We start from the raw sequence: 12,699 nt of genomic DNA on the forward strand, positions 1-12,699 counted from the left end.
AGAGGTGGCCGCATAAAATACTGCGATACTGCCAGATTTGCAGTAGTAACACTGCTCTCTTCTGATCAACGGCGCCAGCCTTTTCGCTTCCTTCCAGTAAATGATTCACGATGCAGGTAAAACGGCACAACCATCCTCTGGTCAGGCCAATTAGGTTTAATAGCCGAAATTCAGTAGGTCTTTCCCGCTGCACTGCGGGTTTTTTGCTGCTCGCGCAAAATTGGCTTGACCAGAAACAAGTAGCCTTCTACTTCTTCCATTCATAGGTGACGAAACTTTGCGCGAGGGAGGAAGCGCGATGGGAGGATTGCCGTCAGCAACAGCGCGCGCCGATACCGCGCCTATCTTGCTCAAACTGGATTCCGTTTCCAAAGAATTTCCGGGCGTCAAAGCCTTGTCGAATGTCAGCTTTGAATTGCGGGCGGGCGAAGTTCATGCCGTCTGCGGCGAAAACGGCGCGGGCAAATCGACCTTGATGAAGATCGTCAGCGGCGTTTATCAGCCGGATGGCGGGACAATCCATTATCGTGACCAGCCGGTCAGCTTTGCCTCCACGCTTGAATCGGAAGCGGCAGGCATCGCCATCATTCATCAGGAACTGAACCTCGTTCCGCACTTAAGCGTTGCCGAAAACATCTATCTCGCGCGCGAGCCGAAACGCGGCTTCTTTGTCGACCGCCGCAAGCTGAAGGAAGATGCACAGCGCTGCCTCGACCGGCTTGGCGTCAGGATCGACCCGTCCACCCAGGTGCTGAACCTGTCGGTCGCCCAATGCCAGATGGTTGAAATCGCCAAGGCTCTCTCGCTCAATGCTTCCGTACTCATCATGGACGAACCGACCTCCTCGCTGACCGAGCAGGAAGCGCAGCTTCTGTTCAAGGTCATCCGCGAGTTGAAGGCGCAAGGCACCGGCATCGTCTATATTTCGCATCGTCTCGATGAAATGGCGGAGATTGTAGACCGCGTCACCATCCTGCGCGACGGGCGCTATGTCTGGACCAAAGACTTTGACGCCGTCACCGTCGATGAGATCGTGGCCGGGATGGTCGGGCGCTCGCTTGATGAGAAATTTCCGGAACCGACGCGCAAGCCGACGGCAGAAGTGATTTTCTCCGTCGCAGGACTGACGCGAAGCGGCGTCTTCGAGAATATCGGATTTGAACTCCGGCGCGGAGAAATCCTCGGTTTTGCCGGGTTGATGGGTGCGGGGCGTACGGAAGTGGCGCGCGCGATCTTCGGCGCCGATCCACACGATGCCGGAACCATTGTGCTTGAAGGCGAGACGCTTTCCATCGCGAGCCCGCGTGACGCCATCGAGGCAGGCATCGCCTATCTGTCGGAAGATCGCAAGGCGCAAGGGCTGGCCGTCAAGATGCCGGTCGATGCCAATCTGACGCTTGCCAATATGGAAGCGGTCAGCAGTTCCTATGGCGTGATCGATTTCGAACGGCAGCGGCAGGCAAGCCAGCGCTATGTTGATCTTCTCAACATCAAGACACCGGGGCTGGCCCAGCCCGTACGCCTGCTTTCGGGCGGCAACCAGCAGAAGATCATCATCGGCAAATGGCTGTTCCGCGAGCCGCGCATCATGTTCTTCGACGAGCCGACGCGGGGCATCGATGTGGGCGCGAAATTCGCGATCTACCAGATCATGGACGAACTGGCCGCAAGGGGTATCGGCATTGTGCTGATCAGCTCGGAGCTGCCGGAAATTCTCGGGCTTTCGGACCGCGTGGCGGTCTTTCACGAGGGACGCATCACCGCTGTCCTGAACACGGCTGCGACATCGCAGGAAGAAATCATGACCTATGCCTCCGGGCGGGGGCGGCAGGACAAATGAGGACGCAGTAATGGCCGAAATCACTACGGACAAGCCCCAGCAGACGGCAAAATCCAAGGGGCTCAGCGACCGCCAGAAGGATATCATCCAGAAATTTGCGGCTGTCGGCAGCCTGATCCTTCTGGCGGCGATCTTTTCCGTCACCAGCAGCGCTTTCATGACCGTCAACAATGCGATGACCATCGCCTTGCAGGTGACCTCAATCGCGTTTCTCGGCATCGGTGCGACCTATGTCATCATTACCGGCGGCATCGATCTTTCGGTCGGCTCCGTGCTGGCGCTTGCCGGTGTTGTGGCCGCACTTGCGGTCAAGGACCTTTCGCTGCCCATCCCGCTCGCCATGCTGCTCGGCATATTGACGGGATCGCTCTGCGGCCTCATCAACGGCTTTGTCATCACCAAGCTGAAGCTGCCGCCCTTCATCGCCACGCTCGGCATGATGCTGATCGCGCGCGGCGTCGCGCTGCAGATCACCGGTGCGCGCGCCGTCTCCGGCCTTGGCGAATCCTTCGGCGTGCTGGGCAACGGCTCGCTGTTCCGCATCGAGAGCATCGACGAACAGGGTTTTCCGGTCGTCACCTTCCCCGGCATCCCCTACCCGGTGGTGCTGATGATCGTGATCGCGATCGCGGCGGCACTCGTGTTGAACCGCACCGTGCTTGGCCGCCACATCTATGCCATCGGGTCGAATGCGGAGGCCGCAAGGCTTTCGGGCGTCAACGTCGCCCGCGTGACGGCCTTCACCTATGTCGTATCGGGAACACTGGCGGGACTGACGGGCTGCGTTCTCATGTCCCGCCTCGTCACCGCACAGCCCAATGAAGGGGTTGCCTATGAGCTCGACGCCATTGCGAGCGCTGTCATCGGCGGCACGTCGCTGATCGGCGGTGTCGGCACGATTTCGGGTACGTTCATCGGCTCGTTCGTCATCGGAATCCTGCGGAATGGCCTCAATATGAACGGCATTTCCGCTTTCACACAGCAGATCATCATCGGCCTCGTCATTCTGGTCACGGTATGGATCGACCAGATGCGCAACCGCCGATGAGAGGGGAGACGGAATGCGTCAGGCGTTCCGGAAAAGGGTAGAGCCAAGAGCTCGATAACAGGAGGAAAATATGCGTAAACTGGTGTCTGCATTGATGGCTTCGGCCTTTGTGTTTGCAGGAGTGGCAGGCGCTTCGGCGGGCGAAATCGCCGTGATCGTCAAGACCGTGAATTCAACCTTCTGGCAGAATGTCCAGAAGGGCGCCGAAGCTGCGATCAAGGATTCCAAGGATCACACCATGACCTTCCAGGGTCCGGCGGCTGAATCGGCCATCGCCGATCAGGTCAACATGGTGGAAAATGCCGTGAACCGCAAAGTGGACGCGATCCTTCTTGCGCCGTCCGACCCGGATGCGCTGACGCCTGCCGTGAAGAAGGCCTGGGAAGCCCGCATTCCGGTCGTCATCATCGACTCGCAACTCGCCGATGGCGCCGACAAATACTACCAGTCGTTCCTCGCCACCGATAACCGCAAGGCCGGTGAAGCCGCGGCCAAGGCCCTGATCGACAAGGCAGGCACGACCGGCAAGATCGCCGTCATGTCCTATGTTGCAGGCGCTGGCTCGGAAATCGGTCGCGTCGGCGGCTTCGTGGACTACATCAAGGCCAATTCCAAGCTGGAAATCGTCGGCCCCTATTACTCGCAGTCGCAGATGGCGACAGCGCTTAACCAGACGACCGACGTTCTGGCGGCCAATAGCGACCTCGTCGGCATTTTCGGCGCCAACGAACCGACCGCCATCGGCATGGGCCGCGCGATCAAGCAGGCGGGCAAGGCTGGCAAGCTGACCGCCATCGGCTTCGACGGCAATCAGGACCTGCAGGAATTCGTCAAGGACGGCACGCTCAATGCCATTGTCGTTCAGGGTTCCTACCAGATGGGCGAAAAGGGCATCGAAACCCTGTTGAAAGTGCTGAACAAGGAAAAGGTCGAGAAGTTTGTCGATACGGGCGCCGTTGTCGTGACCAAGGACAATATCGACCAGCCGGAAGCCAAGAACGTGCTTTATTAAGCCAAAGCGACGAAGGGAGGCGTAATGCCTCCCTTCTTTATTAACGGCCATTCTTTTCGCGCCAGTTCTGGAACTTGCGCTCGGTCTCTTCCTTCGTACACGGATAGAGGCCGACAATGGTGGCGCCACTTAGCACTTCTTCCAGCACGAAATCCTCATAGGTTTCCATACCGATGCATTCGGCGGCGATTTCATCGGCAAGGTGAGCCGGAATGACCATGACGCCATCGGCATCGCCGACAAGCACATCGCCCGGAAACACCGCCGCATCGCCGCAGGCTATCGGCACGTTGATGTCCACTGCCTCATGCAGCGTCAGATTGGTCGGCGCGGAGGGCTTTGCGCAATAGGCCGGCATATCAAGCTCGCCGATCCCGCTGACGTCGCGAAAGCCGCCGTCTGAAACAATGCCCGCTGCGCCGCGCAAGGCAAGCCTTGTCACGAGGATCGACCCAGCCGTCGCCGCACGCGCATCCTTACGTGCATCCATCACCAGCACCCAACCGGGCGGACAGGCCTCTATCGCAACGCGCTGCTTATGATCCGGGTTGCGAAAAACCGTGATGGGGTTGCGGTCCTCACGCGCCGGGATATAGCGCAGCGTGAAGGCCTGACCGACCATATTTTCGCGCTTGCGCGCCACCGGCAGTACCCCTTGAATGAACTGGTTGCGCAGGCCGCGCTTGTACAGCGCCGTTGCAACGGACGCTGTCGAAACCGTCTTCAGCTTCGCCCGCGTTTCCTCGGAAAGCACATAATCTGACATCGAGGCTGCCTCTCAATAAATGACCGGTTCGTCGACAGGACGGCCGAAATCGGTTTTCAGGAAGTCGAAATCGCAGCCCTTGTCGGCCTGTTCGACATGTTTGGAAAAGACAAAGCCGTAACCGCGCTCATATTTGGGCGGCGGCGTCTGCCAGGCCGCACGCCGCGCCGCCAGCTCCTCATCCGAAACCAGCATGTTGAGACTGCGGGCTGGAATGTCGAGCTCGACCATGTCGCCGGTCTTCAGCAGGGCAAGCGGGCCGCCGATGAAGGATTCCGGCGCGACATGCAGAACACAGGCACCAAAACTCGTTCCCGACATGCGCGCATCCGAAATACGCACCATGTCGCGCAGCCCAAGCTTCAACAGCGCTTTCGGCATGGGGATCATGCCCCATTCCGGCATTCCCGGCCCGCCCTGCGGACCCGCATTGCGCAGCACCAGAACCGTGTCCGGCGTCATCGGATAATCGGGATCGTCTATGATCTTCTTCAGGTCCGGATAGCTGTCCGCGACAAGCGCCGGGCCTTGGTGGCGATGAAAGCGGGGATCGCAAGCTGCAGGCTTTATCACCGCGCCATCGGGACAGAGATTGCCTTTCAGCACCGCAAGCGAACCTTCGTGATAGACCGGATTGGAAAGCGGACGGATCACGTCCTCGTTCCAGATGTGAACCTCTTCCAGACCGTCGGTCAGCGGCTTGCCGGTCACGGTCACCGCGGACGGATCAAGCTTGTCGCCAAGCTGTTTCATCAGTGCCCGCAACCCGCCTGCATAATAGAAATCCTCCATCAGATAGGTTGTGCCGGAGGGCCTGATATTGGCGATCACAGGCGTCGTGCGTCCGATGCGGTCCAGATCGTCCAGCTCCAGCGGCACACCTGCCCGGCGCGCCATCGCGATCAGATGAATGATGGCATTTGTCGAGCATCCCGTCGCCATTGCGACCGTGACCGCATTGGTGATTGCGGCGGGCGTCATGATCTTTTTCGGCGTCAGGTCTTCCCAGACCATCTCGACGATGCGGCGGCCGCATTGCGTGGACATGCGCTGGTGATTGGCATCCGCAGCCGGGATCGATGATGCGCCAGGAAGTGTCAGCCCCATGGCTTCGGCAATCGCGGTCATGGTCGATGCGGTTCCCATGGTCATGCAATGGCCGTAGGACCGGGCGATGCCACCTTCGATCCCCTGCCATTCCTCCTTGGAAATGGTGCCTGCGCGGCGCTCGTCCCAATATTTGAAGCCATCCGTGCCGGAACCCAGATATTTACCGGCATAATTGCCGCGCAACATCGGCCCGGCAGGCAGGAAGATGAACGGCAATCCCATGCTGACTGCCCCCATGACAAGGCCCGGCGTGGTCTTGTCACAGCCGCCCATCAGAACCGCGCCGTCGATCGGATGCGAGCGCAGAAGTTCCTCGGTCTCCATTGCCAGCAGATTGCGATAGAGCATGGTTGTCGGCTTTACGAAATTTTCCGACAGCGACAATGCAGGCAGTTCCATCGGGAAGCCGCCCGCTTGCAGGATGCCGCGTTTGACCCATTCCACCCGATCCTTGAAATGCATGTGGCAAGGCTGGGCCTCGGACCACGTATTTATGATGGCGATGATCGGACGGCCTTCCCAATCGACCGGATCGTATCCCATCTGCATGGTGCGCGAACGATGGCCGAACGAGCGTTGGTCATCGGGCAGCATCCAGCGCGCCGAGCGCAGGTCACCATAGGTCTTTCTCGTCATTTCCCTACCTTCCCGATCAGAATTCATGCCGAAGAGAGTGAAACGCTCTTCGGAAAAACAGTGATTTAAAACAAATATTTATGGAGAGATAAGCGATCTCGCTATGCTCCCCTCATCCGGGTCACCGGGGCCCCGGCAACAGACGCCTGCGCCATAAACACACCACCCGACCGAGGGGCCGCCTCCAGAGCCGCTTCCGGCAACTGGCGATGCGAGGTGATGGCCAGAAGTGTCAGATCAGCCCCGCAAAAACAGGGCATTGTCGGCGCCGGAACCGGTACGGGAAGTTTTTCAAGCAGATTGCCCTCGCGGTCGAAGCGGTTCAGAACACCCGCAGAAACACCCGCGCTCCAATAAGCGCCCTCGGCATCGCAGGCACCGCCGTCCGGCCTGCCGCTCTGCTCATCGAGATCGCAAATGCGCTTGCGCCCGCTAATGTCGCCTGACTGCGGATCGAAGTCGTAACGGTCGATCCACGGCCCGCGTGAATCCGTATGAAACATGGTTCCGCCATCCGCAGTCCAGGCGAGACCATTGGAAATCTCGAAACCCTCAGCCTTCACGGATGCATTGCCGTCGCCGGTCACCCGATAGAGCCGCGAGATGGCTTTCCGCTCAGGACGGCCATCCATGCTGCCGATCCAGAAGGCACCGTCGGGGCCAACCTTGCCATCGTTGAGGCGGGAGGTGGCGGGCTCGTCATAGGCGGACCACAGCGGTTGCTGGCTACCCGTTTCAGGGTCGAACAGAACGAGCTGACGTGAAAGTGCCACCACGAGACGTCCGCTTTCGGTCAATCCAAGGCTCGCCACCTGGCTTGCAAAGGACCATTCACGAAGCACGCCCCGACCGGTATCCATGGCGGCGTCAATATCGATTTCATATATGCGGCGCCCATGGATATCGCAGGCGAAAAGTGTTCCTCTGCGGTCATCCCATACTGGGCTTTCCATCAATTGCCCGCGCAGATCGGCTATGCAGCGAAACGGTCCCATCATTCAGTCTCTGTTTTCCGCCGGATGACATCAGGATGATCGAGCACGAAATCGGAGAGTTCCAGTCCGAGACCTGCCCCCTCGAACGGATAGATCACGCCGTTCTCGATACGCGGCATCACAGTCACCAGATCGCGATACCAGGACGTGTAATAGGCGCGGACGGATTCCTGATAGATCGCATTCGGCGCGTTGAGCGACAGGTGAATGGAAGCTGCAAAAACCACCGGCCCGGTACAATCGTGCGGCGCAATGGGACGCTGGAATGCCTCGGCCATGGTGGCGATCTTTTTCGCCTCCGAAAGCCCGCCGCACCAGGAAATATCGAGCATGACATAATCGGAGGCATCGGCGCGCAGGACATCCAGAAATTGCGCGCGCGTGGCCATGGTTTCGCTGGCGCAGACCGGAATGCCGGACTGGCGCGCATAAACGGCCAGCGCCTGCGGGTTCATCATCTTGATCGGGTCTTCCGACCAGAAAGGCCGGAAGGCTTTCAATTCGCGCGCGATGGCCAGAGCCGACGTCAGGTCCCACATGGAATGAAACTCGACCATGATTTCCATCCGGTCGCCAACCGCATCGCGTATCTGGCGGAACGGTTCCAGCGCCTTGTCCAGATCGCCGGCATGGATGAAATTTCCGCCGGATGCGACGGCAAACGGGTCGAAAGGCCAGATTTTCATGGCCGTGATGCCTTCCGACAGAAGGCTTTCAGCAAGTGCGCCTGCATCCCGGTGAAAAGCCAGCTGGTCCTCGTAAGGCCCTTCCTTCGCCTCGTCGGCATCGCCGATATAACGGCGCGCGCCGCTCTTGTTATAAGTGTAACCTGCGCAGGTGTTGTAGGTACGGATCGACTGCCGCGACAAGCCGCCAAGCAGCTGATGGATCGGCTGGCCGGTCACCTTGCCGAATATATCCCACAGCGCGATGTCGATTGCCGAGGCAGCACGGATTTCCACGCCCGACGACCGAAAGCCGACATAGGGCTCCAGCAGCAGCTTGGAGATACGGTCGATCTCCAGCGGATTCTGGCCAAGAAGCAGCGGCGCGATATCGCTATGGATATAGGCTGCGACCGCATTTGCGCCGCGGAAAGTCTCGCCAAGCCCGACAATGCCTTCGTCGGTGTGGACCTGCACCCACAATATGTTGTTGAGGTGCGGAAGCTGCACCGTTTCGATAGCTGTGATTTTCATTCTGTTATGCCTCAATGCGCGGACGGTTGACGGTTGCGCGCAACGATCTGGGTCGGATTGACGAAGCGCAGTGCCAGAAGCAGCCACACCAGCGAGGTGACCATGTAAATGACCGCCATGGCGTCGATGGACTGGACGGAGCGAACCCCGGCAGCAAACACCGAATAATAAAGCGCAACCACGAGCGTCTGCGATGTCGGCCCCGCGGTCAGGAAGGTCAGTTCGAACATCGCGACCGTGCGCACCAGAACCAGAAGCATGGCCGCAAGCACGCCCGGCGTCAGCATGGGCAGAAGCACATGAATGAAGAGCTTGAACGTGCCTGCGCCGAATACGCGCGCAGCCGCCTCGACCTTCGGGTCGATCTGCTCGATGAAGGGGATCATCACCAGAATGACGAAGGGGACTGTCGGCACGAGGTTGGCGAGAACGACGCCCCAGAACGTACCGCCCACGCCGAACTTGTAAAGCACGGTCGCCAGCGGAATGCCGAAGGTTATCGGCGGCACCAGAAGCGGCAGCAGGAAGATCAGAAGCACAAGCTTCTTGCCCGGAAAATCCCGGCGCGCCATGGCATAAGCTGCCGTCACCCCCAGAATACCCGACAGGATCACCACGGCAAAGACGACCTGAAAGGTGACCAGCAGCACCTGATCAAGCTGAAATTCAGCCCAGGCCGCCGCATACCAGCGCGTGGTAAGAGCATCCGGCAGCCACGTACCGAGCCAGCGCGTGCCGAAACTCGAAACCACCACAGCCGTGATGACGGCCAGGACATTCAGTACGAAAAACCCGGTCACAAGCCAGACGAGCGTGATCCAGAGCTTGGAAAGGACGGAAGTATCGCGGATCATGACCTATCCCTTTCCGCCGGCGGTGGAACCGCGATAGAAGAGCGAACGCACGCCCAGAAGCGCACCAACGACCAGCAATTGCACCGCTGCCATGATCATGGCGATGGATGAAGCCATGGAGTCGTCATATTGCTCGAAGGCCGCCTGGGCCGCGGCAATCGAAATCACCCGCGTCGGCCCCGAAGGCGCGCCCAACAGAACGGCGGACGGAAACACGGCAAAGGCCTGTACGAAGGTGAGGCAGGCCGCGATGACCAGCCCCGGCACCAGCAGGGGCAGCATGACATGGCGGAAGCGCTGCCAGCTATTAGCGCCATGGGTGGCGGCGGCGCGCTCCAGTGCGGGATCGATGCCGGTTATGTAGGACAATGTCAGCAGGAAGGTGAACGGGAACACCGTGATGACCAGCGACGCAAAGACACCCCAGTAATTGTTGGTGAGCTTCAACGGGCTGTCGATCAGGCCGATGGTGATCAGCGTGCGGCTGAACCAGCCTTGCGGCCCGAGATAGTTGAGCAGACCTTCCGCGATCAGAACCGTGCCGAGCGTCACCGGCAGAACGAGGATCGTCGTCAGCAGGCGCTGGCACGGCATCAGGCGCACGCGCATGGCAATGGGAACGGCGAAAAGAACACTGATGATGGTGACGGGAACGGCCAGCCACAGCGTCGCGCCGATGGTCTTGTAGAGATAGGGATCGGAGAAGAACTTGCGGTAATTGGCCAGCGCTCCGCCGCCATCGATCGGATTGAACGACAGAACGAGCCCGTAAAGAAACGGATAGATGAAGACGCCCACCACAAAGAGCAGTGCGGGCAGGATCAGAAGGGTGACACCGTCGAAACCGCGATTGGCGAGGCGTTGTCGCAAGTCCGGTTTGAGTGACACATCTGCATAGGTCTCGTCCGCCATCGCTCAGCCCTCCGCCGGGAAAACCAGCGCGTGGCCAGCATCGATGCCAAGCACAATACGGCTGCCGGGCTCCACGCCCTGCGATCCGTGAAAGACCAGCTCCATCCCGGTTTCCGTGCGGGCCGTGCCGACATATTCGCGACCGCGATATTCGATGGTCTCGACGGTCGCCTGCAAGTCGTTGCGATGGCCTGAACCGGAAACGACATCATCGCCACGCGCCATCAGAACGGCATCATCGCCCGGCGCAAGCGCATCCATCGCGCGTCCAACGAGTTCGCTTCCCGCGACGGAAATAACGGCCTGCCCCTTCTCGACGCGCACGACCTTGCCCGGCAAGGCGTTGCGGAAACCCATAAAAGCGGCAACGTCGCGATAGCGCGGTTCTTCATAAAGTTCATGCGGCTTGCCGACCTGACGGATTTCCCCATCACGCAGGACCACGATGCGGTCGGCGAGCGACAGGGCTTCATCCTGATCATGGGTTACATAGATCGTCGTAGAACCGAGCTGGTTATGAATGCGGCGGATTTCGGCCCGCATCTCAAGCCGCAGCTTGGCATCGAGATTGGAAAGCGGCTCATCCATGAGAACCACCGGCGGTTCGATGACGATGGCGCGGGCAATCGCCACACGCTGCTGCTGGCCACCGGAAAGCTGCCCGGGCAACTTATCTTCCTGGCCCTGCAGCCGCACCAGAACCAATGCGGCCCGCGCGCGCTTCTCGATCTCGCTTTTCGCCAGACCGCGCATCTTGAGGCCGAAACCGACATTCTGCAGCACATTCATATGCGGAAACAGCGCATAATTCTGGAAGACCATGCCGAAACCGCGATCTTCCGGCTTCAGCTGGTCCACGCGACGATTATCGATAAAGATACCACCAGCCGTCGTACCAAGAAGACCGGCAATGCAATTGAGAGCCGTCGATTTTCCGCAGCCGGAAGGGCCGAGAAGCGCGATGAACTCGCCTTTCCGGATAGTGAGGTTGATTTCCCTCAGCGCATTGAAAGTTCCGAATGATCGGCTCATCCGGTCAAGCCGGAGTTCTTGAAAGGACATTGACGCAAACACCATGATTTGTTTGACGAGCATGAGCGTTTCCGGACGAGATGCGGCTCGCCCGGAAATAGCTGCCGGTAGCCTCAGCCCCCGGCAACCTCTTCGTCCCAGCGGCGGAATGCAGCGACCAGCGCCTCCGGTTCGAGCGGCAGCTCTATCGGATTATTGGCAATCCAGTCGGCATATTCCGGACGCCCGAACTCCGCGATGATGTTCTGGCTTTCCTTCGGCGCCATTTCGATGGTGACGTCCTTCACAGCGGGGCCCGGATAGAAATAGCCGGCATCGTAGGAATAGGCCTGCTGGTCGGGCTTGAGCGAGAACTTGATGAACTCCATCAGCACCGCGACCTTTTCCTCGGACACGCCCTTGGGAATGGCGAAATAATGCGCATCGCAAACCCAGTGGAAACCTTCCAGCTTGCTGACGCCCATCTCCTTCGGCACCACGCCGAGCGCACGCGGATTGATGTCCCAACCGGTGGTCGTCACCGTCATGTCGCGCGTGCCCTCGCCCAGTTCCTTCATGAGCGCGCCCGTTCCTGCCGGGTAATATTCGATATTCTTGTGCAGTTCCTTCAGATAGGCCCAGGTCTTGTCCCAGCCCTTGACCGGGTCTTTCGGATCGCTGTCGCCCAGCAGATAGGGAAGCCCCATCAGGAAGGTGCGTCCCGGACCGGAATTGGCCGGGCGGGCATAGATGAACTTGTTTGGATTTTCCTTCGCCCAGGCCAGCAGTTCTTCAGCGGTCTTGGGCGGCGTCTTCACCTTGTCGGGGTGAAATTCAAGCAAGGGGCCGGATGGATAATAGGACACCACGACGCCCTTGCCCTTCGACATTTCCTGCATGCGCCATGCGGGTTCCAGATAGATATCCTGAAGTTTCGGCAGGCCGTTATCCGGCAGCGCAATGATGTCGGTCCATATATCGTCGGCAAGTCCGGCGGAAAGCGCGTCCGGCCCGACAATCACCATGTCGATGTCGATGCGGTTGGCGCGCTGCTGCGCCTTGATCTTTCCCGGCAGTTCGGGTGCTGGTGCCTTGTTGAAGGTGAAGCGCGAGACAAGCGCCTTCTGCTCGGCTGCAAAATTATCGAAGATCGGTTGGGTCAGGGCCAGATTGCCTGCGGCATCGATGACATTGAGCGCCACGGGCGAAGACGGCAGTTTCGCCGACTGTGCCCACACGCCTTTCGGCAGCATGATACCCATGCCGGTCGCAATCCCGGCCCCCGCCATGAATGTGCGGCGTGAAATTCCCTTACG

At 59.5% G+C, this 12,699-nt stretch carries 11 protein-coding genes; 3 read left to right on the forward strand and 8 right to left on the reverse strand.

Features of this window, described 5'->3' with window-relative positions; genetic code table 11:
* Positions 1-298: 298 nt before the first annotated feature.
* From JNC70_RS12545 to JNC70_RS12555, 3 genes are all read left to right on the forward strand, one after another.
* A complete protein-coding gene (locus JNC70_RS12545) occupies positions 299-1,840 on the forward strand; it encodes a sugar ABC transporter ATP-binding protein (RefSeq protein WP_104754374.1) in 1,542 nt (513 codons plus the stop codon).
* A 10-nt stretch (positions 1,841-1,850) separates the two neighbouring features.
* Positions 1,851-2,888, forward strand: a complete 1,038-nt coding sequence (locus JNC70_RS12550) for an ABC transporter permease (protein ID WP_104754373.1) — start codon at positions 1,851-1,853, stop codon at positions 2,886-2,888.
* A gap of 70 nt (positions 2,889-2,958) precedes the next feature.
* Positions 2,959-3,900 (forward strand): ABC transporter substrate-binding protein, encoded by a 942-nt coding sequence (locus tag JNC70_RS12555; RefSeq protein WP_104754372.1) that lies wholly within the window; start codon positions 2,959-2,961, stop codon positions 3,898-3,900.
* 40 nt (positions 3,901-3,940) lie between these two features.
* Here the strand turns inward: JNC70_RS12555 and JNC70_RS12560 are convergent, their stop codons facing one another.
* The 8 genes from JNC70_RS12560 to JNC70_RS12595 all read right to left on the reverse strand — a co-directional run bounded on the left by JNC70_RS12560 (position 3,941) and on the right by JNC70_RS12595 (position 12,672).
* Complete coding sequence (locus JNC70_RS12560) at positions 3,941-4,666, reverse strand: ribonuclease activity regulator RraA (protein ID WP_104754371.1); 726 nt, start codon at positions 4,664-4,666, stop codon at positions 3,941-3,943.
* Between the two features lie 12 nt (positions 4,667-4,678).
* Entirely contained in the window at positions 4,679-6,412 is a 1,734-nt protein-coding gene (gene araD, locus JNC70_RS12565; protein ID WP_104754370.1) for an L-arabinonate dehydratase, read from the reverse strand.
* 101 nt (positions 6,413-6,513) lie between these two features.
* Positions 6,514-7,410 (reverse strand): SMP-30/gluconolactonase/LRE family protein, encoded by an 897-nt coding sequence (locus JNC70_RS12570; protein ID WP_104754369.1) that lies wholly within the window; start codon positions 7,408-7,410, stop codon positions 6,514-6,516.
* A complete protein-coding gene (locus JNC70_RS12575; protein ID WP_104754368.1) occupies positions 7,407-8,606 on the reverse strand; it encodes a mandelate racemase/muconate lactonizing enzyme family protein in 1,200 nt (399 codons plus the stop codon). The genes JNC70_RS12570 and JNC70_RS12575 overlap by 4 nt, the downstream gene beginning before the upstream one ends.
* An 11-nt stretch (positions 8,607-8,617) precedes the next feature.
* Positions 8,618-9,460: an ABC transporter permease gene (locus JNC70_RS12580; RefSeq protein WP_104754367.1), complete on the reverse strand. Its 843-nt coding sequence runs from the start codon at positions 9,458-9,460 to the stop codon at positions 8,618-8,620.
* A gap of 3 nt (positions 9,461-9,463) precedes the next feature.
* Positions 9,464-10,372 carry an ABC transporter permease gene (locus JNC70_RS12585; RefSeq protein ID WP_104754366.1) on the reverse strand — a complete coding sequence of 303 codons (909 nt, stop codon included), beginning with the start codon at positions 10,370-10,372 and terminating at the stop codon, positions 9,464-9,466.
* 3 nt (positions 10,373-10,375) lie between these two features.
* Positions 10,376-11,449 carry an ABC transporter ATP-binding protein gene (locus tag JNC70_RS12590; RefSeq protein WP_374788633.1) on the reverse strand — a complete coding sequence of 358 codons (1,074 nt, stop codon included), beginning with the start codon at positions 11,447-11,449 and terminating at the stop codon, positions 10,376-10,378.
* Positions 11,450-11,517: 68 nt separating this feature from the next.
* Positions 11,518-12,672, reverse strand: coding sequence for an extracellular solute-binding protein (locus tag JNC70_RS12595; RefSeq protein ID WP_245414722.1), 1,155 nt, complete (start codon positions 12,670-12,672; stop codon positions 11,518-11,520).
* Positions 12,673-12,699 lie beyond the last annotated feature (27 nt).

The sequence above is a fragment of the Brucella oryzae genome, assembly GCF_041929965.1.
Classification (GTDB): domain Bacteria; phylum Pseudomonadota; class Alphaproteobacteria; order Rhizobiales; family Rhizobiaceae; genus Brucella; species Brucella oryzae.

Excerpts from the sequence above, each read along its gene's own strand:
- JNC70_RS12545 (WP_104754374.1), top strand. The coding sequence starts at position 299 with ATGGGAGGATTGCCGTCAGCAACAGCGCGCGCCGATACCGCGCCTATC.
- JNC70_RS12550 (WP_104754373.1), top strand. The coding sequence starts at position 1,851 with ATGGCCGAAATCACTACGGACAAGCCCCAGCAGACGGCAAAATCCAAG.
- JNC70_RS12555 (WP_104754372.1), top strand. The coding sequence starts at position 2,959 with ATGCGTAAACTGGTGTCTGCATTGATGGCTTCGGCCTTTGTGTTTGCA.
- JNC70_RS12560 (WP_104754371.1), bottom strand. The coding sequence starts at position 4,666 with ATGTCAGATTATGTGCTTTCCGAGGAAACGCGGGCGAAGCTGAAGACG.
- araD (WP_104754370.1), bottom strand. The coding sequence starts at position 6,412 with ATGACGAGAAAGACCTATGGTGACCTGCGCTCGGCGCGCTGGATGCTG.
- JNC70_RS12570 (WP_104754369.1), bottom strand. The coding sequence starts at position 7,410 with ATGATGGGACCGTTTCGCTGCATAGCCGATCTGCGCGGGCAATTGATG.
- JNC70_RS12575 (WP_104754368.1), bottom strand. The coding sequence starts at position 8,606 with ATGAAAATCACAGCTATCGAAACGGTGCAGCTTCCGCACCTCAACAAC.
- JNC70_RS12580 (WP_104754367.1), bottom strand. The coding sequence starts at position 9,460 with ATGATCCGCGATACTTCCGTCCTTTCCAAGCTCTGGATCACGCTCGTC.
- JNC70_RS12585 (WP_104754366.1), bottom strand. The coding sequence starts at position 10,372 with ATGGCGGACGAGACCTATGCAGATGTGTCACTCAAACCGGACTTGCGA.
- JNC70_RS12590 (WP_374788633.1), bottom strand. The coding sequence starts at position 11,449 with ATGGTGTTTGCGTCAATGTCCTTTCAAGAACTCCGGCTTGACCGGATG.
- JNC70_RS12595 (WP_245414722.1), bottom strand. The coding sequence starts at position 12,672 with ATGGCGGGGGCCGGGATTGCGACCGGCATGGGTATCATGCTGCCGAAA.